General features: G+C 58.8%; 14 protein-coding genes and 4 pseudogenes. 7 read left to right on the top strand and 11 right to left on the bottom strand.

From position 1 onward, the window contains the following. Positions 1 to 434: 434 nt before the first annotated feature. Genes GGD53_RS32145 through GGD53_RS16365 form a run of 3 tightly spaced genes read right to left on the bottom strand, consistent with a single transcriptional unit; the run spans position 435 to position 2,164 of the window. A complete protein-coding gene (locus tag GGD53_RS32145; protein WP_009982859.1) occupies positions 435 to 557 on the bottom strand; it encodes a hypothetical protein in 123 nt (40 codons plus the stop codon). Positions 558 to 579: 22 nt separating this feature from the next. Further along, positions 580 to 1,281: a RibD family protein gene (locus GGD53_RS16370; RefSeq protein ID WP_004674381.1), complete on the bottom strand. Its 702-nt coding sequence runs from the start codon at positions 1,279 to 1,281 to the stop codon at positions 580 to 582. A gap of 31 nt (positions 1,282 to 1,312) precedes the next feature. Beyond that, the gene (locus GGD53_RS16365) at positions 1,313 to 2,164 is read right to left on the bottom strand and encodes an SDR family NAD(P)-dependent oxidoreductase (RefSeq protein ID WP_184457662.1); all 852 of its coding nucleotides are present in this window, start codon (positions 2,162 to 2,164) and stop codon (positions 1,313 to 1,315) included. A 467-nt stretch (positions 2,165 to 2,631) separates the two neighbouring features. Here GGD53_RS16365 and GGD53_RS16360 point away from each other — a divergent pair, with 467 nt between their 5' ends. From GGD53_RS16360 to GGD53_RS16345, 5 genes and pseudogenes are all read left to right on the top strand, one after another. Next, the gene (locus tag GGD53_RS16360) at positions 2,632 to 3,414 is read left to right on the top strand and encodes an SDR family NAD(P)-dependent oxidoreductase (protein WP_011053310.1); all 783 of its coding nucleotides are present in this window, start codon (positions 2,632 to 2,634) and stop codon (positions 3,412 to 3,414) included. A gap of 11 nt (positions 3,415 to 3,425) precedes the next feature. Then, positions 3,426 to 4,373 carry an SDR family oxidoreductase gene (locus GGD53_RS16355; RefSeq protein WP_004674385.1) on the top strand — a complete coding sequence of 316 codons (948 nt, stop codon included), beginning with the start codon at positions 3,426 to 3,428 and terminating at the stop codon, positions 4,371 to 4,373. A gap of 131 nt (positions 4,374 to 4,504) precedes the next feature. Then, a pseudogene (locus GGD53_RS31760) lies at positions 4,505 to 4,693 on the top strand (LysR family transcriptional regulator); the annotation flags it as partial. Positions 4,694 to 4,705: 12 nt separating this feature from the next. Continuing rightward, on the top strand, positions 4,706 to 5,410 hold the full coding sequence (locus GGD53_RS16350) for a LysR substrate-binding domain-containing protein (RefSeq protein WP_244414416.1): 705 nt from the start codon (positions 4,706 to 4,708) through the stop codon (positions 5,408 to 5,410). 286 nt (positions 5,411 to 5,696) lie between these two features. Beyond that, positions 5,697 to 6,563, top strand: coding sequence for an ISAs1 family transposase (locus GGD53_RS16345; protein WP_237358368.1), 867 nt, complete (start codon positions 5,697 to 5,699; stop codon positions 6,561 to 6,563). A 409-nt stretch (positions 6,564 to 6,972) separates the two neighbouring features. Here the strand turns inward: GGD53_RS16345 and GGD53_RS31755 are convergent. Then, positions 6,973 to 7,153: pseudogene (locus tag GGD53_RS31755) on the bottom strand (hypothetical protein); the annotation flags it as partial. Between the two features lie 468 nt (positions 7,154 to 7,621). Here GGD53_RS31755 and GGD53_RS16340 point away from each other — a divergent pair. Then, a complete protein-coding gene (locus GGD53_RS16340) occupies positions 7,622 to 10,066 on the top strand; it encodes a beta-glucosidase (protein WP_004674391.1) in 2,445 nt (814 codons plus the stop codon). A 297-nt stretch (positions 10,067 to 10,363) separates the two neighbouring features. On the opposite strand, the gene GGD53_RS16335 is transcribed toward GGD53_RS16340, so the two are convergent. The 7 genes and pseudogenes from GGD53_RS16335 to GGD53_RS16310 all read right to left on the bottom strand — a co-directional run bounded on the left by GGD53_RS16335 (position 10,364) and on the right by GGD53_RS16310 (position 17,947). Further along, positions 10,364 to 11,332 carry an IS481-like element ISRel2 family transposase gene (locus GGD53_RS16335; protein WP_004673777.1) on the bottom strand — a complete coding sequence of 323 codons (969 nt, stop codon included), beginning with the start codon at positions 11,330 to 11,332 and terminating at the stop codon, positions 10,364 to 10,366. Positions 11,333 to 11,925: 593 nt separating this feature from the next. Next, on the bottom strand, positions 11,926 to 12,819 hold the full coding sequence (gene istB / locus GGD53_RS16330; RefSeq protein WP_004672573.1) for an IS21-like element ISRel5 family helper ATPase IstB: 894 nt from the start codon (positions 12,817 to 12,819) through the stop codon (positions 11,926 to 11,928). Further along, positions 12,816 to 14,321 (bottom strand): IS21-like element ISRel5 family transposase, encoded by a 1,506-nt coding sequence (gene istA, locus GGD53_RS16325; protein ID WP_040111705.1) that lies wholly within the window; start codon positions 14,319 to 14,321, stop codon positions 12,816 to 12,818. Before istA ends, istB begins: the two co-directional genes overlap by 4 nt. A 1,477-nt stretch (positions 14,322 to 15,798) precedes the next feature. Beyond that, the gene (locus GGD53_RS32140) at positions 15,799 to 15,924 is read right to left on the bottom strand and encodes a hypothetical protein (protein WP_257784634.1); all 126 of its coding nucleotides are present in this window, start codon (positions 15,922 to 15,924) and stop codon (positions 15,799 to 15,801) included. A gap of 94 nt (positions 15,925 to 16,018) precedes the next feature. Then, a pseudogene (locus tag GGD53_RS16320) lies at positions 16,019 to 17,032 on the bottom strand (nucleotidyl transferase AbiEii/AbiGii toxin family protein). Then, a pseudogene (locus GGD53_RS16315) lies at positions 17,025 to 17,592 on the bottom strand (DUF6088 family protein). The pseudogenes GGD53_RS16320 and GGD53_RS16315 overlap by 8 nt, the downstream one beginning before the upstream one ends. A gap of 145 nt (positions 17,593 to 17,737) precedes the next feature. Then, positions 17,738 to 17,947: a hypothetical protein gene (locus GGD53_RS16310; RefSeq protein WP_004672578.1), complete on the bottom strand. Its 210-nt coding sequence runs from the start codon at positions 17,945 to 17,947 to the stop codon at positions 17,738 to 17,740. A gap of 323 nt (positions 17,948 to 18,270) precedes the next feature. Between GGD53_RS16310 and GGD53_RS16305 the strand changes: the two genes are divergently transcribed. After that, positions 18,271 to 20,880 (top strand): hypothetical protein, encoded by a 2,610-nt coding sequence (locus GGD53_RS16305; RefSeq protein ID WP_011053319.1) that lies wholly within the window; start codon positions 18,271 to 18,273, stop codon positions 20,878 to 20,880. The last annotated feature ends 203 nt before the right edge of the window (positions 20,881 to 21,083 follow it).

The following is a 21,083-nucleotide window of genomic DNA, read 5'->3' as shown; positions in this document are numbered from 1 at the left end:
AACCGCATCCACAAAGTTCTACTGCGTCACCATGCGTTCACCTGCAATTCGACTTTGACTCGCGCGCTTTCTCGGGAGAAGACAGCTGCCGCCGCGCGACGAGAAAGTTTCAAGACTCATGCCACTCTGGCCGGATCGAGCCTCAGAAGGAATCTTGTGCCTATGCTTCAAGGACTTCCACGAGAGCGCGGTAGGAAGTCGGGCGGAACAGCACCATGGCGCGCACCTGACAAACCTGACAGCAGGTGTAGTAGGCCCGACATTTTTGTGGGGAGCATCGTTACGTGCGGCAATACGCGTCTCACCTTGTTTGTTTGTCGAGCTGCACTCGAGCAACGCCTTGACGCTCATATCGCGGTCACCGCCGCGGGCATTAATGTCGGCGTCACATACCGTTCATCACACCGCCTAATCGGAGAGACACCACGGGCAGACTACGCCAGTTCTTCCGGCTCTCTGCGCTGCGCGATGATCTCGAAACAAGGTTGCTTGCTCAGGAGTATCGCGCCCTGCTCCTCGACGATCATTTCGACGACGGCAGGAGGGAGCCCTTCCACAATCTTCTCCTATGGACGTCTCTTATGGACGTCCAACGCGATATCTCAGATGCACGGAGCCGAGGCCAGCGGCTTCGGCGCTGATAAACGTGAGCCTCGCCCTGCCGGCAAGCCCATCCTCGCCGCCCTCGAATATGGCCGGTGTATTCGACTTGCCTCCGATCGCAGGGAAGATGACCAGGCTGACCTCGTCAACAAGACCCGCCTTCAAGAAATGGCCATTGGTTTGCGCCCCGCCTTCCAGCATCAAGCGCTTCACACCGAACTCGGTTCCAAGAAGGTCAAGCGCGTTTTTCAGATCGACGCCATCTTTCTCCGAGACGATATAGGAAACGCCAGCCTGGGTGAGGCCCGCCAGGTAAGCATCATCCACGTCAGATCCTGTCAGGACCACAAGGTGAGCTCCCTCAATGTCGCTCTTGTCCCAGCGTAGCCGACCGTCCTTATCCACGATGACAGCGAACTCGCCGGCGTCCGGGTTGGCGATATGGATCGGTCGCGCGGCTGTGCCGGTTGCTTGATAGGGGCGGTCGACGGCGTCCGCGAACTCTTCTCCCGTCGCTCTTCCCGAAAGCCAGGCGTCGGCACCGATCTTCTCATGCAGGCCGTCATAGATCTTCACGAGCTCATCGACCGAATGGCCGGTTGCCTCGGCCCAATCATTGACGATCAATCGGCCATCCAGCGGCGACATCATGTGACAGATTACATAGGGTCTGGGCATTGGATTACTCTCCTCTACAAACATTCCACCGTCAGTGACCTGACTTCAACCAGGCTGCGAATTTATCCATCCAGTCGGGGTGCCAGCGTGAAAACGCCGGCCGGTTCAGGATCATGTCGTCGGCCGCCCAGCGGATCCTTCTGGCATCGATCGCAGACGTAACCGCGTTATCCGGACAGATGATGTAAAAATTCTCGTCGAGCAGACGGACCAGGAAGTATTCCACCAGTTGCTCTGCGGTCCATGCCTCATCGGGTTTCGCAATGCCCTGCGGCTTGAGTGCGATGTTCATGGGTGTCCACGTGTAGCCAGGGACGAGGAGATGAGCCGAAACACGACCTCCCGTCTCCTTCAGAAGCTCGTGCGACAGCTGTTCGGTCAGGACTTTGACAGCTGCCTTTGCCACCGAATATGCGGCGTTACCTGGAGGAGTCGTAATACCTTCCTTGGAGCCGAGGTTGACAACGGCCGACTGGCGACCGGCTTCGATCATGTAGGGCACGAAGACGTGTTGCGCGGCCAGAACACCTCCGAAGTTTACATCGATCTGGCGTCGCCACTTTGCAGGATTGTCCCAAGGGCCGGCTCCTTGCGTTATGCCCGCGTTGTTTACTAGGACGGCCACGTCGCCAAACCGCGAAATCGTTTCGTCCCGCAACCTGGTCAGTGCCGACAAATCTGATACGTCGCCGCTCACGATCAGGATGTCCGTGTCGAGTGTCGAAGTAACATCCTCAAGTGCGTCGGCGTCGAGATCCAGCAGCGCGAGCTTCATGCCGCGGGCCGCGAGAGCCCTCGCGATTGCCAAGCCGATGCCCTTCGCAGCTCCCGTGATGACCGCAACGCGGCCAGGAGCAACGACGCTGTTCATTCTCTCGCTCATTTTTTGTCTTTCCCGTCATTGGACCGTCACCGCTGGAAGGTGTGCCGGACAAGCCGTCGCCGTGGAATTTTTCTCCGAGAAGCGTGCCGGCCGATGGCACCAGCGCAGAGAAGTCCATCAACGCTACTCGGGCGCTTGGGTCGTCGGATCATATCCGCGGGCTGCGAACGACCGTTCGATCGCACTATAAGAATAGGGTAGCGCGACGGCTACTTGAAGTGAGCGGGATCGCACGCACCGATGAGCCGTGTTCACTCAAGGGCCTTCGTGACGTAGGGAATGCCTGGCCAGTTCGACCGCGGACGGGACCAAAAAGGTAACGCACTCCTGGTCCCTGCCAGATCGGTGGATGATTTTCACTCGCCGCCCGGATCAATTTTGCTCATGTAACCAATCGGCTCCACGGGCATTTGGTCACCAGCGCCTCGAGACGATCGTGGTGCTGACCAAACCAAAGGAGTGAAATCATGACAGGGAATAAACCACTCGCAATGATCACGGGCGGCTCATCTGGAATAGGCTTCGAGCTTGCCAAACAATTCGCCAAGAATGGATTCGATGTCGCCATTTCAGGCTCAAGCGACAAGGTGAACGAGGCCGCCGATGCGCTACGAAGCCTTGATGCCGAAGCATATCCGTTCAAAGCGGATGCCTCGACGTACGATGGCGTCGAGAGGTTCTGGACCTTTACGCAGGGGCTGGGGCGCCCCTTGGAAGCCGCGGCTCTGAACGTCGGTATCGGTATTGGCGGCGCCTTTGTCGATAACGATCTCGAGGATGAGCTTCGCCTGCTTGCGATCAATGTAACCGGGACCGTCCATATGGCCAAACGCGTCGTCCAACATATGGTCAAGAACGGCCGCGGCAGGATTCTCATCACCTCCTCGGTTTCGGCGACCCTGCCCACGCCATACGAAACCGTTTACGGCCCGTCGAAGGCATTCGGTTACATGTTCGCGGAATCTCTGCGCGAGGAGTTGCGCTCGACCGGGGTCACGGTGACGGCACTCCTTCCGGGCGCCACCAACAGCGACTTCCACGCGAACGCTGGAATGGGCGGTACGAAGCTCGGTGGCCAACAAAAAAACGACAAGACGCTCGTCGCCAAGCAGGGCTTCGAGGCCCTCATGAACGGCATCGACCATATCGTCGGCGGAGATCAGAAAACCAAGCGGCAGGTGTTGGAAAACCGGACGACCCCCGAGCCCGTCAAAGCCGCGCGGCAAGCCGAATTGACCCAACCGCAGTGAAGGAGCACGTCATGTCACATCTGAAAAACAAGGTCGCCATCGTCACAGGGGCTTCCTCGGGCATTGGAGCGGCGACCGCCAGAGGATTGGCGGAAAAAGGTGCGCGCGTCGTCCTTGCCGGCCGCAATGAGGAACGCCTCAGTCAGATCGTCGAAGACATCACCGGTTCGGGAGGTATTGCCAGCTACAAGGTTGCTGATGCCACGGATTTTGAGAGTACCAAGGCCCTCGTCGCGTTCGCCACAACGACGTACGGCCCGGTCGATATATTGGTCAACAATGCCGGCCTCATGCTCTTTTCCTATTGGAAGGATGCCGCCGTCGGCGATTGGAACAAGATGATCGATACCAACCTGCGTGGCTATCTGCATGCGATCGCCGCGGTGCTGCCGTCGATGTTGGAGCGCCGGTCCGGCCGCATCCTGAATATGAGCTCTATCGCCGGCGTTCATGTCGGCGAGGCGGCAGGGGTTTACGGAGCCACGAAGTTCTTCATACGCGGTATTACCGAAAGCCTCAGGAAGGAGGTGGGCGTGGGTAGCGGGATCCAAGTGTCTATGATCAGCCCTGGCGTGATCGATACCGGCTGGGCCGACAAGGTTCATGACGAGACGGGCAGAAAGATCGCCGGAGAGCTCAACAAGCAGGGTATTCCGCCGTCGTCGGTGGCTGAAGCCGTGGTCTATGCACTAGACCAGCCCCCGGAGATCACGATCAACGACATTTCGTCCATCCAACCCGGCAGGACTGGTAGCCCGCGTTTTCGAGAGCTCAGAACTAGAACCTCCGGGACTGTTAGACCGCCTCGCGGAACCAACCGGTGCCGTCTCTCGTGGCTGTGGACACGAAGATCTTCATTGCATGACGATCTAATCCCGGACGTTTTCGTTTTTCAGCGACCGGGCCATCTCCGCCGTCCTTCGCAGGATCCAACATGGATCACTAGGTCAAATTTTTGACTGCTTCCTCGGCCATCACATACCAAATACAGGGCCAGTTAAATAAGGATTGAAGGTGCCGGCCGGCCTGAAGCAAGGTCGGCGCCGGCAAGGGCGATCTTTTTCAGTACAAGTGCGAGTATCCATAACTCATGGTATCAACGCGGGCCGATCTGGCCGACCTTGAAACTTTCGTCGCGATCGCGCGTGCGGGGGGGTTCCGAAAGGCCGCCGCGCTTCGCGGCGTTTCCGGGTCTGCCCTCAGCCACTCGATCAGGGGTTTGGAGGCCCGTCTGGGCGTCCGTCTGTTTCATCGGACAAGCAGGAGCATCAGTCTCACCGCCGCCGGCGAAGTGCTGCTTGCCGAACTGGAGCCCCGTTTCCTCGGCATTCAAGCTGCGATGGATCTCCTAGACAGTTTCAGGAGCGGGCCTACGGGCAGAGTGAGAGTGACCACCCTGCGTGACGCCGCCGAGCTGCTGATCGCTCCTCGACTGCACAGTTTTCGCAAGAGCTACCCAGATGTCGAGGTCGAAGTCAGCGTCGAGGATCGCTTCATCGATATGGTCGCCGAAGGTTTTGACGCGGGCATCCGTTATGGGGGAACGGTTCCCGAGGGGATGATCGCGTCGCGTCTGACATCCGAACTCGAATGGATCGTAGTCGGTTCTCCGGCCTATCTCAACGAACGAGGGCGGCCCGCGCGGCCGGAAGATCTCTTGACGCACGAGTGCATCCGGATCCGAACCGGTACGGATCACCTCTGCAAATGGGAACTTGGCGACGGCGATCGCATGGTTTCTCTCGACGTTCCGGGACTTCTCACGCTCGGAGATTCGGAACTATCTATCCGCATGGCGGAGGAGGGAGGCGGTCTCTTTTATTGCCTGCAGGCCCGGGTCGAGGACAAACTTGCGGCCGGTTCACTCGAAGTCGTGCTGCCGGACTGGACCTCTACCGGGCCGGGTTTTCATGCATACTACGTTTCGCATCGACAGGTGCCGTCCGCTCTCCGGACGTTTCTCGACTACCTTAAGGCGCCGGTTGCGGGCGATTGAAGTGACGGCCAGACGAGACAGCTTCACCAGGCAGGAGAATCGCATATGGATGGTAAGGAGTTGTTTTGCTGAGGCAAATCGACTCAAGAACTCTCCGATAATTTGGAGGTACGGATGAATCGATTTGCCACCTGTTTTAAAGATCTGCCCGACCCTCGGGGCGCAACACACGTCATCCGCTGATGTCGATCCTGTTCATTGCCATTGCCGCGATCGTTTGCGGCGCCGAAAGCTGCGCCGACATGGCCGATTCGGCGTTTCCAAAAAGAAGTGGCTCAAGACGATCGTGCCGCTGCCCTATGGCATCGCCGGCCATGGCACCTTCTCCACCGTTTTCCGCTGCCTCAATCAGGTTGCCTTCGAAGCCGCTTTACCGAAGCCTTTGCAAGGGGCATGGAAGGCGTGGTGGCGGTCGACGGCAAGGCGGTACGAGGCGACGCCGCTGCCCCTCGTCAAGGTCTGGGCTGCCGGTTGCGGCCTGGTCATCGGCCAACAGACCGCGCCGGGCCGCAACGAGGTCCAAGGGGCGCTCGATGCGCTTGCGCTTTTGTCGCTGGAAGGTGCCATCGTCACCGCCGATGCCCTGCATTGCCGCGCCGATACCGCTCATGCCATCCTTTCCGCCGGCGGCGACTATGCCCTGGCGTTGAAGGCCAATCAGCCCGGCCTCCTGGCACAGACGATTGCTCGTCTGGACGACGTCGAGCCACTCGGCGTCCAGACCGCCGCCGAGAATGACCATGACCGCTGCGAAAGACGCCGTGCCTGCATCGTCGCCGTCAATGACATCGACTTCCCCGGCCTGCAGGCCATCGGCTCCGTCGAGGCCACAAGCCGTCATGCCGATGGCCGTCTGACCAGCCATGTCCGCTACTTCCTGCTCTCCACCGTCATGTCGGCTGCCGCCCTGATCGAGGTAACCAGAACTCATTGGCAGATCGAAAACAAACTGCACTGGGTGCTCGACGTCCAGTTCCGCGAGGATGCCGCCAGAAACCGTAAGGATCACGGACCGGCAAACATTGCTCTGTTACGAAAGATTGCCCTCAACCTCATCCGGGCCCATCCAGATAAGGCCTCCATTCGTCGAAAGATCAAGAAGGCAGGGTGGGACGATCAGTTCCTCATCTCTATCATCGCTCATATGCGATAGCCCTGCTTCACCAGGGGAATTTGAGTGCCGGCAGAAAGCGGTCGCTCGCAGCCAGAAAAATAATTGGCAGCAAGATCGCCTGGCATCCTTTAACATGCCGAAAGCGGAAAAAAATACGTGACAGCCTCCGATCCCTCTCTGAGCCGAGGCCATCCATGATGGTAGAGAATCCGCAAGTCTTCGGCTGTCTGACACGACCAGCCGGTACGAATGCGGTACTGCCACGGCTCTCCTCCAGGCGCCCGTTTTTGATCTCTCGATATCTAAATTTGTGCAGACGAGCAGGCAAAGCTATAACGGCAGGATCAACGAATACTGGTAGCTCTCAGACAATCTGGATCGATATCAACCGGGAATGCCTGCATATGTAGGGAGGATTCAAGCACGGCGTGAGGGCGATGCAGACGGACGAGGCGGAGACGTCACGGAAACCCGAGAGCACCTGCATCACCTCGCTCGAGGTTTCCAGGCGGCCTTGTAGGAGACCCGCGGCGTAGTGCCCCGAAAACCCCACCGCGCAAATGCTGATTATGAAAGACAGTACGAAAATGATTACTCTGTAGCCGGAAACGGGACAACAGCCTGTCCATTGTGGTCGATCCTTGTCCATAGGCGGTGAAGAAACTTCATCAATCGGGATCCGCCTCCGAGGGAAGCATCGAATCATCAATGACGACACGAAAGCTGCGCGACCGAGGTTGTCTGTCAACAGATTGTCTGATAAAGCTTGCTAAGGTTCGAACTGTCTCACAAACTTGCGGAGGAATAACTCCGTAACAGAACCGGCGCTGCCGCAGCCGGCACAACTTTCACTGCTGAAATCGATTGCCGCGATGTTCCTTGTTTTCAATGGAAAGCGGTGACCGCATCTCGGCTATGTGAAGGCTTCGAACATGTCGTCGTCCTCGCGACGGCGGGACGCGACGCCTTGATGAACAAACGGGCGTCCTTTTTATGGATGGACGGCTCCATGGCGCCGAGATCACCAGCTTCCCCGATATGCATCTTGAGATGTTGATCTGGGACAGGTAAGTATTGAGATTCAAGAAGCAGAGAAGATGATTGATAAGAAAGCATTGCTCGATAATATGACCTTGGCGGAGCAGGTCTCGCTACTTTCCGGCGATACGTTCTGGTCTTTACCGCCCATCGACCGCCTAGGGATAGGGAGATTGCGCTTGACCGACGGCCCCAACGGCGCCCGCGGGGCGGGGTCTTTTGTCGGAGGTGTGACTGCAGCGGCTTTCCCGGTGGGCATCGCCATCGGAGCGAGTTGGAACCCGGATCTAGCCAAGGAAATCGGCAGTGCCCTAGGTGACGAGGTTCTTTCAAAAGGTGCCCACGTCTCGTTAGCCCCCACCGTTAACATCCAGCGTAGCGTCACAAACGGCCGCAACTTTGAGTGCTTCTCTGAGGATCCGATCCTGACGGCGGAACTTGCAGTCGGCTATATCGAAGGTCTGCAGTCCACGAAAGTCGGTGCCACGATAAAACATTTCGTCGGCAACGAGTCCGAGATTGAACGTACAACCATCTCTTCAGATATCGATGAACGCACGCTGCGCGAAGTCTACCTGATACCCTTTGAGACGGCGGTGAAGCGGGCAAAGGTCTGGGCCGTGATGTCTTCGTATAACAAGCTAAACGGTACTTACACGGCGGAAAGCCATTGGCTGTTGAACGAGGTTCTGCGCGGTGACTGGGGTTTTAACGGCGTGGTGATGTCGGACTGGTTCGGCTCGCGTTCGACCGCACCCACCGTGAATGCCGGGCTGGATCTGGAGATGCCGGGCCCGACTCGCGATCGCGGCTCCAAGCTACTGGCTGCGGTCGAAGGCGGCGAGGTTAGTGTCGAGACGATCCGCGCCTGTGTGCGCAATATCCTGACTTTGATGGAACGCACCGGCGCTATCAACGATCATCGCGAGTTTAAGGAGTACGCCATTGATCAACCGAAACATAGGGCATTGATCAGGCGCGCGGGAGCGGAAAGCGCAGTTCTGCTACAGAATGACGGGATCCTGCCATTGGCTCAGCAAGGTATGGTCGCCATCATTGGACCCAATGCCAAGGTCGCGCAGGTGATGGGAGGCGGCTCGGCGCAGTTGAACCCTCACTATGTCATCAGTCCGTGGCAGGGGCTGGTGGACGCGCTGGGTGAGGAGAATCTGTGCTACGCTCAGGGCTGCAACAATTATCGGTTTCAGCCGCTAATCGAAAACCCCACAACCTTCGAGTTTTTCCAAGGAAGGGAGCTAGCTGGCGAACCGGTGAAGGTCGTCGAGGAACCGTCGAGCCTTGGTGTATGGTTGCCCCCCGTGGCCGAGGGCTTTGTCGATCCCCTTCGCTTTTCGGCTAGAATGCGCACCATCTTCACAGCCTCGGAAGCCGGCGTCTATCGCGTCGGACTAACCTCGGCCGGGCTTGGCCGGGTCTATGTGGACGGCAGACTTGTGGTGGACGCTTGGGCTTCCTGGATACGTGGTACCACATTCTTTGAAGAAGGCTGCGAAGAGGTCGTGGGTGAAATCACGCTCGAAGCCGGCCGTACATACGAGGTCGTCGCCGAGTACGCCCGGCACGACCACGTCAACCTCTATATCGCCGCAATTCGGGTAGGAATAGGCAGATTTTCGGCCGAAGCGGAGATTGCCGAGGCAGCAGCCGTCGCGGCAAAGGCTGATCATGCGGTAGTCTTCGTGGGCAGAACGGGCGACTGGGATACCGAGGGCTCCGATCTTCGCGGTATTGCACTTCCCGGTCTGCAGAACCAGCTTGTTGAGGCGGTAATTGCGGCCAATCCGAACACGATCGTCGTACTACAAACCGGTGGACCGGTGGAAATGCCCTGGCTTTCCGGTGCTCGTGCAGTACTGCAATGCTGGTATCCCGGACAGGAGGCTGGCAACGCGATCGCCGATGTGCTCCTCGGCAAGGCCGAGCCCTCGGGCCGACTGGCACAGACCTTCCCCGTGCGCTGGGCTGACAACCCCACACATACTGAGGATGACGCCGTCTATCCAGGTAAGGACGGCCATGTGCGATATGACGAAGGTGTGTTCGTCGGTTATCGGCACTACGACCGCCACGGCATTAAGCCGCTGTTCCCGTTCGGTCATGGTCTCGGTTATTCAAGCTTTGCGATGTCGGACCTGACGGTAGGGCTACCAGACGCTGCCGGCGCGGTGACAGTGACACTGGAATTGACCAACATCAGCGAGCGGCCAGGTTCGGCAGTGGTGCAAATCTATGTCGGCGATGTTGAAGCATCTATACCCAGACCGGTTAAAGAGCTGAAAGCCTTCTCGAAAATTGCCCTGGAACCCGGTGAGAAACGAAGGTTGCGTTTCATACTTGACGCCCGAACATTTGCCTTCTTCGACACGACCGAGCGGCGTTGGCGGATAGAGGCGGGGGAATTTGCAGTGATGGCTGGGTTCTCGGCCACCGACATCCGTTTGAGTTTAACTGTCACGCAAAAGGGCGCTGTCTTGGCGCTCTGAATGGGCCGCAAATCAATGACCACATTGGGCAGTGGTCGAGTTCCAACGTATGCAGTTTTGGCGGTGAAGCTGGGTGAGTTGAGTGAGAGAATGCTTCAAAACCGGTACTTGGTTAATGGCATGGCGAAACACCGCCTGCGCCTCCAAAAACAGGCAATGTTTTCTGAACGATCGTAAGCGCGATTTTCCCCGCACCTTCTGCAATTGAGTGAGCTTTGGCATGAGGTGTCCACCAAAATAGGTGGACACCAAGGGATGGAAGAAGTGACCTGCCACTGAATTTTCATCCGGCGGCGATTAGATGTGGAGCCTCAACAGGTTGTCCTGGGTAAGAGCGAGCCTAGTGATTGGTGGTTTTGAGTTTAGACTTCCGTGAGGCCTGTGCCAATTGTAGCGATGAAGCCATCGTGGCAGTTCGGCGGCGCGCATGTCCGAGTTGGGATAGGCGACGGCGTAGGCCCACTCTCTGAGGGCGGTCTGGATGAAGCGTTCGGCCTTTCCGTTGGTTTTAGGCGTATATGGTCTGGTGCGAACGTGCTTGAGGCCGTTGTCGCGACAAGCTTGGCCGAATGGCTTTGATGTGTAGCAGGGACCATTGTCGGTCATGACGCGCTCGACCGCGATCCCGAGGCTGGCATAATAGGCCAATGCCGCCTTCAAGAAGGCCACGGCGCTTTCTTTCGTCTCGTCCGGCAATATCTGTGAGAAAGCGATGCGAGAGGCATCGTCGATGGCCACATGAACGCATTCCCAACCGGCGCCCCAACTCTTGCCTCTGCGCGAACTCTGGCGAGTGCGATCGCCGGTGATGCGGTGGCCGACCTCATGAAACCGGCCGAGCTTCTTGATGTCGATATGAATCATCTCGCCGGGAGCCTGGCGTTCATAACGACGCACAGGCTCGGCCGGCTCGATATCCTTGAGGCGGGAGTGGCCTGCGCGCTTGAGAACCCGGCTCACCGTCGCTGCAGATACACCGGTTTCGATCGCGATGTGCTTGCCAGTCAGGCGCTGGCGGCGAAGCGTGATGATGCGCTCCGCCAGCGCCTGACTGGTCTGCCGGGGCATGGCATGAGGTCGGGAGGAACGATCGAGCATCGCCTCTCGACCACCGGCCTTGAAACGCTCGACCCAACGGGCGACGATCTTGGCCGCGACGCCATAGGCCTGTGCTGCCTGAGCCTGGGTCAGATGCCCTTCGATAACAGCAAGCGCCATTTGTTCCCGGCGCAACGGCGTCAGTCGGGCATTCTTATGAATGTTCATTCGCGGCGATCCTTCCGACTCGAGGTGTGATAGCTCCAGTCTCCTAAATCCGCTTTGAATGGACAACCTCCCGAAAGCTCACAATTAGAGCCTCGGCCGGGGTCTGGTATCCGAGCGATGAGTGCGGCCGGAAATGGTTGTACAACACGACGACAGAACACCCACGGGACCGAGGTTCGCGAGCTTTTGTATCCGTGGCATCCCTGGTCCGGGCAACCCGTTCACGTGCATGAGGCGGTGTCCAAAGGGAAGCATATTTCCGCTGCAGCCTTTCTGGTTCTTCTTCTGGTCGACTTCTTGAGGTCCCATCGTGGATGTTCGACCGATCAATGAGTGGTTGTTGGCGCAGCCTGGCGGTTCCGCACGTCGATCTCGCAAGCCTGCATTCTTTGGCAAGATTGCTGAAGGACGCTGATGCCTCATCGCAATCTTCGGTAATGGGCGCAGCACTTTGGTCGACTCAGCCTATTCAACGCCATGGTGAGGCAGCTAAATGCTGACTTCCAAGAGAACCTTGAGCCTGCCCATCGATGCAAAATAGCTAATAGCGCGGCAATCAGGATGAGACGCTTGCGACAATCTGGATGAGATTCTTAGGTCGCGGTCGGGATCAAATTATCATGCTGATTGCCGCTGACAAGTTCTTCGTCGTTTTCTGATTGCCGCTCCGCGACAGACAGCGTTGATGTCCTGATTGTCGCAAACGAGGCCGGTCGGCCGCGCTGGCGTTTTTCCTCAAGCGCAGTTCTGCGGCGATAGCTTTCGACGTTCATCTCGAAGATCGTGGCATGGTGCACGAGCCGGTCGACTGCTGCGAGTGTCATGGCAGGGTCGGGAAAGACCCGGTTCCACTCTCCGAACGGCTGGTTGGCGGTGATCAGGATCGACCGGTGCTCGTATCGTGCCGAGATCAGCTCGAATAGCACGCTTGTTTCCGCCTGGTCCTTGGTGACGTAGGCGAGGTCATCGAGGATGAGCAAGTCGTACCTGTTGAGTTTGTCGATGGCAGACTCAAGCTGCAGTTCCCTTCGGGCGACCTGAAGCTTCTGCACAAGATCGGTGGTCCGGGTGAACAGGACCCGCCATCCGTTCTCGATCAGCGCAAGGCCGATGGCAGCAGCAAGATGGCTCTTTCCTCCGCCGGGCGGACCGAACATGAGGATGTTAGCTCCCTTGGCAAGCCAGCTGTCGCCGGCGGTGATTGCCATGACCTGCGCCTTCGAGATCATGGGTACAGCGTCAAAGGCGAAGCTGTCTAAGGTCTTTCCGGGCGGCAGGTGCGCTTCGGCGAGATGCCGTTCAATCCTGCGATTGGCACGCTCTGCCAGCTCGTGCTCGGCAATAGCCGACAGGAAGCGAGCTGCCGGCCATCCTTCCCGGTCCGCCTCTTCGGCAAATCGTGGCCACAGCATTTTGATCGTCGGCAGCCGGAGCTCGTTGAGCATGATGCCGAGGCGTGCTTCATCGATAACGTGGGCGTTCTTCATGCCGCTTCTCCCGTCCCGATCAGGGCCTCATAACCGTTGAGCGATGCGAGTTGCACATGAACGGTCGGCAGCTTGGCTGGATCCGGACCGAAGAGCGCTCGCATGGTAGCCAGATTGGGTAAGTCACCAGCATCGAGTATCCTGGCCAATTCTTCGGCAAGTTCGCGTTCGCAACCACGGTCATGCGCGAGCGCCAGGAGTTCGACGGTGATCTTGCAAGCCTGCTTGTCGGGAAGATGCTCGATGAGGGCTTCGAAGGCCTTGCGATATTCCTGACGCGGGAAGAGCTTGTCGCGATAAACGAGGCCGCGGAGCGCCATCGGCTTTTTGCGCAGGGAATGGATGACGTGGTGGTAGTTGACGACCTGGTCGTGTCGGCCGTCGGGATGGCCGCGTCCTCGGCGCAACGTCATCAGATGCGTACCGCCGACAAAGACATCCAGCCGATCGTCGAACAGGCGAACTCTTAACCTGTGGCCGATCAGGCGGGATGGCACGGTGTAGAAGACCTTGCGCAAGGTGAAGCCGCCCGTCCGGGACACCGTAACGACAATCTCTTCGAAGTCCGTGGTCCGGCGCTCGGGCGGCGCCTGCAGATGGGATCGCTCAGCATCAATGCGCTTGCCATGGGCAGCGTTGCGACGGCTGACGATGTCATCGACAAAGGCGCGGTAAGAACTGAGGTCGTCGAATTCCTTGGCCCCCCGCATCAGCAGGGCGTCATGAACAGAGTTCTTGAGATGGCCATGGGAGCTTTCGATAGAGCCGTTCTCATGCGCGACGCCTTTGTTGTTGCGCGTCGGCGTCATTCGATAATGGGAGCAAAGCTGATCGTATCGGTGGGTGAGATCGACCTTGGCATCGGCGTCGAGGTTGCGGAATGCCGCCGACAGGCTGTCGCTTCGATGATAAAGCGGCGTACCTCCCACGGACCACAGGGCATTTTGAAGCCCTTCAGCCAGCGCGACAAAGCTTTCGCCGCCGAGAATGACATGGGCATGTTCGAAGCCCGACCAGACAAGCCGGAAGTGATAGAACAGGTGATCAAGCGGCTGGCCGGCGATGGTCACACCAAGACCGCTGGCGTCGGTAAAATCCGAAAGGCCCAACCGGCCTGGCTCGTGCGTTTGGCGGAAGATGACCCCCTGCGCTTCGCCATGGACAGCACGCCACGACCGAATGCGTCGTTCAAGCGTGCGGCGGATACCTTCAGAGAGTTCTGGATGTCGGCGCAGCATCTCGTTGTAGACAGCGACGGCACGGATACCGGGTGCGGCCTTCAGGAGCGGGACGACTTCGGTCTCGAATATCAGCTCTAAGGGATCAGGGCGGCGGCGTCCGCGCGGCGCTTTGCTCTGAGAAGGCAGTTGTACCTCCTTGTCGAGGCGGTATGCCGTGGCTCGGCTGATCGACGCTTTTGACGCGGCGACCTCTACGGAATGCGTTTGTCGGTACTTCATGAAGAGTCTCATCTGATGATCGGTTAAATGGCGACCCGGCACAAACTGGTTCTCCAATCCAGAAAACCGCAAATGTACCGGACCGACCGCGATCATGAGACGCCGAAAATCTGCGCCACGCCGGGGTATGACTACGATCGGGCTACGCCCTCACTCCGTCACACCCCGGCGCGAGTCTCATCCTGATTGACGCTGAATCTCATCGAGATCGCCGCTACGCATAAAAGAGCCAGCCTGCCCGTCTAACCAATGCGAGCAGAACTCTCGGGACATTGTCACCCAACTTGTAGAGGGCCATCTTCGGCGTCAAGGCGCAGACCTCAACCGCTTCCGAGCAGAGAACTACGTCGGGTGCTGGACATATTTGTGAAGAACCCAACACGGCACAATACTTTTATCATCACGGAATGGGCGCGGCAGTCGGCCAGCAGCCAGGCGCCTGTAAAATCCAAGTGTCGAGCCGACAGGGCCTTGAAGGCATGCCTGAAACCAGGATGAGGGAACATATCGCCGGATTGGGCCGAGTTGAAGAACGTTGTGGGCAAGAATCTGTGCCCTCACCTCATCAGTCCAATTCCGCCGCCGCCGCCGACAGGTGATCTTTGAGCTCATTTGGGGATCGTTAGCGTTCAGCTTCGGTAGGCGGACGTGCATTTTTGCGATGGTGGAAGTTGTCGGCAGGTGGGCAACACGTGAAATATGGTTCTTCACTGAAATCGAGGGCATCAGACACGTCCCGCGCTCGCCGCGACAGAGCGTCCGACGAGACCTCGAACCATCTTCCGCGAACACTTCATAGCACTGCCTGCAACGTGCTTCGTGTAGACTGCAATCTTCAGTACATCGTTAAGCGAGGTCGTGTCTGAACAACACCGTAGGCATGCCGGATCCTCCGTATTCGAGATGGAATAGAGCGCCTCAGGAATGGTCCCATTTCATCCCGAGGAGGAGAAGTGAAATTGCCATAGTGGCGTGGCGGCGTTTGTTCGCGAGGCTCATGCTACGTGAGTGTCGAGAAGATTGCGACGGATTTAAGTTTCGATCGCCGTGGTTTACCGGAATGCACCTTCCGCTATTTCGCCGCCGAGACGTTGGTCGAGTTCCTCGTGCTGGCCGTTGCGGCAACTTGGCGATTCACGCCGCCACCGCGCGCCTATCGCTGCGGCAGCACAGCCGGCTTCGATGCATCTTCATTCAGACAAGGCGATGGCAAAAATCATCGTCACGCCCGCGCGCGCTGGCCCTGTCGAGATTGCGGCCTTCCTGATGAAAGGCGACGTCGATCCGCTGGACGCCAAGAAGTGACCTTCGTCTTGTCGACCCCCCCTGCGGGAATAGAGCCAATCAAGCGTGCGGCGCGCCAGTGGGAGGACGGCACTTGGCGCGAGAACGTGCCGTTGCGGCAAGTGGAACATCCGTGTCGATTCTCGCGTCAGCGATTTTGAGCTTGCTCGGGCTTCCGGCGAGATTGAAATTGGGAATTTGAATGCCTTCACTGCAAACACACCGGATCTTCATTTTACGTGGCGCAACTTTCCTCAAACGAACCCGCACCCGTGCGGTATTTGGCCACATCCTCGCCGAGGCCGGAGCCGGAATAACCGGGTCCGAGCTTCACTCTCATCACATCAAGGGTGCCTGCCACGAGCAAACGCCTTATAATTGGCGCGAAGCCAAACCGCGTCGGTGACAGGGCACTCACAGTAATGGGCAGGGTGCGGCTGTGGGCCGGCAATTGCTTATTTTGACGCGTCGCTTTTGTTGGCATGCGCCTGAATTTGCGTGCATCGCTCGATCAGGTGCTCGAACGGCTCGGAATCGCCGAGCAGCAGGCCGTCGTCGACCATGCGCGCGTAATCCTCGCCGAGCGCACGCAGACCTTCTCCGGATGGCGTCAGAACCAGATTGCCGTTGACGGCTGCGGCGTAGTCGATGGGCGAGCGGTCGGCCGCCTTTTCCGCAAAAAACATGGATTTGTGTTTCGCCACGGCATTGGCGAGTTGCCGATCCGCGGATGCTTTGTCGGCGAAACCAGCATCGTCCAGCCGGACGACATCATGCCAGTGGCGGGCAAAACGATCGCCGCGAAGGCGCTCCTGCAGGCAGAAGACATGGATGGCGGTCGCTTTCTCCCACAACGTCCGCTCCGCGTGCATGACGCGGGGACTCGCTTTCGGAAATTCGACACCATCAACCTGGCCCGACGCGTCACAGTCGACGGATACTGGCCGGCTCGCCGGTCGACCGCGCTCCGAATTCGAGCATGACGCTCGGGGCGACATAGCCGGATCCGCTGCTCACCGCTTCATAGTCGAGGTAGAGCGTATCGTCCTCGAGGCGGATTGCCGCCGGAAGAGATTGAACGCGCAACGCGCCATAACCGGCTCCACCGAGCCCGCCACCCAGACCGGAAGCCGCTTTCGCACCTCGCTGGTCCAGTGTTTCTCCTCGCTGCGGGTTTTCGGCAGTGCTTCGTCATTGTCGCCAACCAAGTCCGGCGCCAGGGCGCGGATATCGTAGGTCAGGTCGACATCCTCGGAGAACCTTTTGATGACACCGTAGGCTTTCGAAAGCGAGGTGCCGCCCTTGAAGACGAGATGCTCACCGAGCTTGGACGAAAAGAGCGTCTGCAGCGTCCAGACGACCCAGACATCCTTTTCGAGGAGATGAATGGGCCGTCCGGTGCGGTCGGCCGCCACCGCCAAGGCTTCGCGTCGGTTATCCTTTGACAAGGTCAGAAACAGATCAGCGATGCGCAGCCTTTCCTACGCTTCTTGCAAGCCAGGTCGGAAACTGCGGAGCCGCCGCCACCAGCTCGCCGAACGCGTTTGGCGGCAGCTTTCGCTTGATCCGCGACAGTGCTTCATCGGCCCTTTCCGGCCCAAGCCATGCAAGTGCGCGGACCGCCACGCCAGCAGGTCGATCGGCCAAGGCCAATTGCCAGCGCGGCACGTGCTTGAGCTCGACCGTCTGCTGTCCAAGGGTCATCGTCCGGCTACGGCCGGATGTCAGGTAGACGGAGCGGACCGGGACCTGGGAGGTCAGGCCCAGGGCATTTGCCGCGGCGGCGCCATCGAGACGATGACCTCACCGCGCTGCTGCGCCACCGCCTCTACGGCCTGTTCGACCGTCGGCGGCCGACTGCCAAAGCGACTTTTGACGGGCCGCATATAGATACCACGGCCCGCCCGGACGAGCTCGCCACGCTCGGCCAGGCGCGACAGAGCCTGATCCAGGGCGGCTCGATTTCCGAGATGCAAAAAACTCTTTGCCGAAAGCGCGGTCCTTCCGGCAGTCGTTCAGCATGTCCCATGATTTGCTATGTCAGCTTTTGCATGGCATTTCTCTTGTCAGAATTATATGCAAGTTTCTGACAGTTTGCAATGAGAGGGGAAGACGGCGAGCCCGGACGGTGCTGACCAATTTTTATCGGTCAGTGACCCGCTGTCTCTTCACAATCACGATTCATCTATCAGGCCGTCAAACACTTCCACCATCGCATCGCTGATGGCCTTGCCTAGCGCGGCTGCAGCGTTTGCAAGCGCCTCGTCGTCCATATCGCGAGCGGCCATCGCAAAAGCAGTTCCCTCGGACGTTACGATTTCCCGCGCCCGCTCAATTGCCCAAAGGCCGAAGTCGCTGCGGCTGCTGATTTCCACGGTTTCCATGTTGTCCCCTGATTTGTTCGAGAGGACGGCTTATACCGATTTGCCGGACAATGCAGTCTGAAAACCGAGCCCGAGGACCGACTTTGATCTGTCTCGTGAGCGCATTCCCTACGGTAGCGTGCTCTATTGCGCCGCACCTTGGCGACTGCGGTGTCACCAGCATTTGTACTGCGGTATAATTTGGAAGCGCTATGTGGGGGTCAATGGTTCAATTTTGCCGCTCCGATAGCACCCATTTGTCATATCACTGAAAAACTTCTGACCTAACGAGGCTTTCCGGGCCTCCGTTCAGGGTGCGGCCGTCGATCAGGAGTGACGAAATCATGTTGGAACGTGTTGGCAGCGGATCGAAAGAGGTCGAAACCCTGGTCGTGGACCTCGACCAGAAAGACGTGACTGGCCGTTCTGCATCGACAAAAACCATCGACGCCGGCGAAATACGCAAGATCGCGCCGAGCGGCAACGGGCAGGCACTCGACATCTCCGCTGCGCGGGGCTTCGTCGGGTTTACCCAGAGCAAAAGCGGCGCCACCGCGATCCTGGTCGATGCAAAGGTGAGCACGCCCGAAACCGACCCGGGCAACGATCTCAAGATCGACCTGGACGGTTTGAAAAAGGTTGCCGCTTCCGAATTCGGCAGCACCGTTCCCAACAACATCACCCACCTGTTCAACCCGACCATCCAGGCGATGGCCAAGCAGTTTTACGGGGGAGACAGCCCCGCGGTGCGCGATCAGTTCAAGGCCGACGTCAAGGCGCTTCTCGGTCCGCTGCTCGACAAGGTAGGCGCCGGAGAGGTCAGTCAGGCTGATCTTGGCGGCCTTCTGGAGCGCCTGACCTCGCGTCTGAGCGCTCCCGGCGGCAAGGAAGTCTGGGGTTACCGCCACGCGGTACAGACCGCGCTCGAAGGGCTCGTCATGGGCGCCAGCCTGGTCTCGAAGCTCCCGGCCAATGCCGAGTGGGACAAGAGCGTCTCGCCGCTACCCTCCAGCAATCTCGCCAGCTATTCGTTCAACGACGTCATGGCGGCAATCATGATCGGCACCGGGCTGGCCGGCAAGGGCATTGCGGCCAACGGCTCAGATCGCGGGCGCTTCTTCGCCGGCAGCGGCGGTGACGCCTGGATCGCCGAGCGTATGTTCGCCACCACGGACAATGGCTGGAGCAAGACCGTCCAAAATCTCGATCTGCCCTATATCGACAGCGACTATCTGACATCGAGCCTCAAGAAGATGGACCTTGTCATGTCGGGCTCGGATGCCATCGAGCCGGTCGTGGAGCGCCCGATCGACGAGAACGACATCCTGGAAAGCAAGGTGCTGCGCGGCTACGCTCCGTCGACCGCCTATGAGCCGACGCTGAAGAAGCTCGACGAACTCAAATACGGCATTCTCGGCGACGCCGTGAAGGACGTGAACCGGAATTTCGTCGCGCCCGACAACATGGACCACCTCGACCAGCTGACGCCGGAACAGAAGGCGACGGTGCTCTACGATCTCATCGAGATCAAACAGCAGTTCAATGGCTATATGAACCAGTATGGCGACAGCGTGCCCGATGGCGAGCGCGTCGGCAAGGACCTCGATGCGCGGATCGAAAAGCTGACGGCCGATCCGGCGACGCAGCAGCATCTCTCGGATATCTTCGCGAGCGGCATGAAGGAATATCTGCAAAGCCCGGAGAATTCCGATCTGCTCACCAACATCGAAGACGCCTATCTGATCGATATCGGCGGCGGCAAGGCGATCGACCGGGCGCTGAGCGCCGGCAAGAGCTTCGAAGATGCCCTGAAGGATTATTATTCCGAACTCAACACGCTCGTCGATCTCCTGCCCCAGGATTATATCGACGCGCATCTCGACGCCGCGAACGTCACCTTCTCGAACATCGTCAAGGAACATTATATCGGCGACGGCCAGGGTGTCGATCTCGAGCCGCTGCTGTCGGGTCCGGATGACACATTTGTGCCCGGCGCAACGAATGACGCCATCAGCCAGTTGGCAAACACCTTCGCCGAGGATTTCATCAGCAAAAACGGCCCGGCAGATGGCGGCGAGACGCTGAAGCAGAACCTGGCGCAGGATATAGCGCGCGACGTCGACGGCGTTCTGCGCATGGTGCGCGGCGGTATGAAGCTCGACGACGCGCTTGCCTCCTTCAAGGATTCGCTCGACCTGCCGCGCCAGACCCGTACACCTGCCGGCATCGATGCCGAAGTGTACAAGGCCGGTCTGATGCACGCCGTGCAGATGCTGACGATGTCGAGCGTGCTGGTGGCGCACGGCCTCGGTGTCGGCGGCAAGTGGACGCCGGCCGATATCGCCGCTGCGGTCGGCTCGGCGACACAGATCGTCGGCATGACGATGGAGGGGCTCGGCAAGAACCTCGACGTTGCCGGCAAACCGTTCAGCGCCTTCGGCAATCAGCCTGGCAGCTGGGGCAAGGGGATCTCGATGAACTTCTCGCCGAAGACGATGGAAGCGGCAGGCAAGATCCTCGGCGCGGCCGGCGGCCTCGCCATGGCCGGCCTCGGCTTCTATTCGGCGTCGCGGTCGATGAAGGCCGGCGACCGCGCCAAGGGCGCGCTCGAAATAATCGGCGGCATTGCCGGTACCGGCAACGCGCTGATCGGTTTCTCCGAGGCGATGCTTTATCTGACCAATGCCATGTCCCGTGCCTTTTCCGGACTCGGAACGGTGGCGCCGGAAGTCGTGACCATCTTCAGCAGCGCCGCCAAAACCGGCCTTGCCGCGGCCGGACTGGTCACCGGCCTCGTTGCCTCGGCCGTCGGGCTGGCGCTTGGTCTGTGGGATATGGCCAATGGCGTGAAGAAGCTCGACAAAATGGAAAAGCAGCTGAACGAGAAGCTTGAACGCTACACCGGCGAGTCCGTGCATCTCGAATTTGGGCCAGACCCGTCATTCATCTGGTAGAGGCAGAGGGGCGGCAACGATGACCGCCACAGCCTGGGAAATACCCTGCGACCCCTCGGTAAAAATGTGATTTTTGATCTCCAGGCGCGAGGCCGCTGCATTTTATGCAACCGCGATGTCCGATCGGGCTTGAATTATCACGCAAAGGTCGATCTTATGCCTAACGTAAGGTAAACGACGTCATCCGCGAAAAGCGGAAAAAG

This window comes from Rhizobium aethiopicum, assembly GCF_014197535.1.
GTDB classification, from domain to species: domain Bacteria; phylum Pseudomonadota; class Alphaproteobacteria; order Rhizobiales; family Rhizobiaceae; genus Rhizobium; species Rhizobium aethiopicum_A.
This window is presented reverse-complemented; position numbering and strand designations above follow the sequence as displayed.

Excerpts from the sequence above, each read along its gene's own strand:
- GGD53_RS16370 (WP_004674381.1), bottom strand. The coding sequence starts at position 1,281 with ATGCCCAGACCCTATGTAATCTGTCACATGATGTCGCCGCTGGATGGC.
- GGD53_RS16365 (WP_184457662.1), bottom strand. The coding sequence starts at position 2,164 with ATGAGCGAGAGAATGAACAGCGTCGTTGCTCCTGGCCGCGTTGCGGTC.
- GGD53_RS16340 (WP_004674391.1), top strand. The coding sequence starts at position 7,622 with ATGATTGATAAGAAAGCATTGCTCGATAATATGACCTTGGCGGAGCAG.
- GGD53_RS16360 (WP_011053310.1), top strand. The coding sequence starts at position 2,632 with ATGACAGGGAATAAACCACTCGCAATGATCACGGGCGGCTCATCTGGA.
- GGD53_RS16335 (WP_004673777.1), bottom strand. The coding sequence starts at position 11,332 with ATGAACATTCATAAGAATGCCCGACTGACGCCGTTGCGCCGGGAACAA.
- GGD53_RS16305 (WP_011053319.1), top strand. The coding sequence starts at position 18,271 with ATGTTGGAACGTGTTGGCAGCGGATCGAAAGAGGTCGAAACCCTGGTC.
- istB (WP_004672573.1), bottom strand. The coding sequence starts at position 12,819 with ATGAAGAACGCCCACGTTATCGATGAAGCACGCCTCGGCATCATGCTC.
- GGD53_RS16355 (WP_004674385.1), top strand. The coding sequence starts at position 3,426 with ATGTCACATCTGAAAAACAAGGTCGCCATCGTCACAGGGGCTTCCTCG.
- GGD53_RS16310 (WP_004672578.1), bottom strand. The coding sequence starts at position 17,947 with ATGGAAACCGTGGAAATCAGCAGCCGCAGCGACTTCGGCCTTTGGGCA.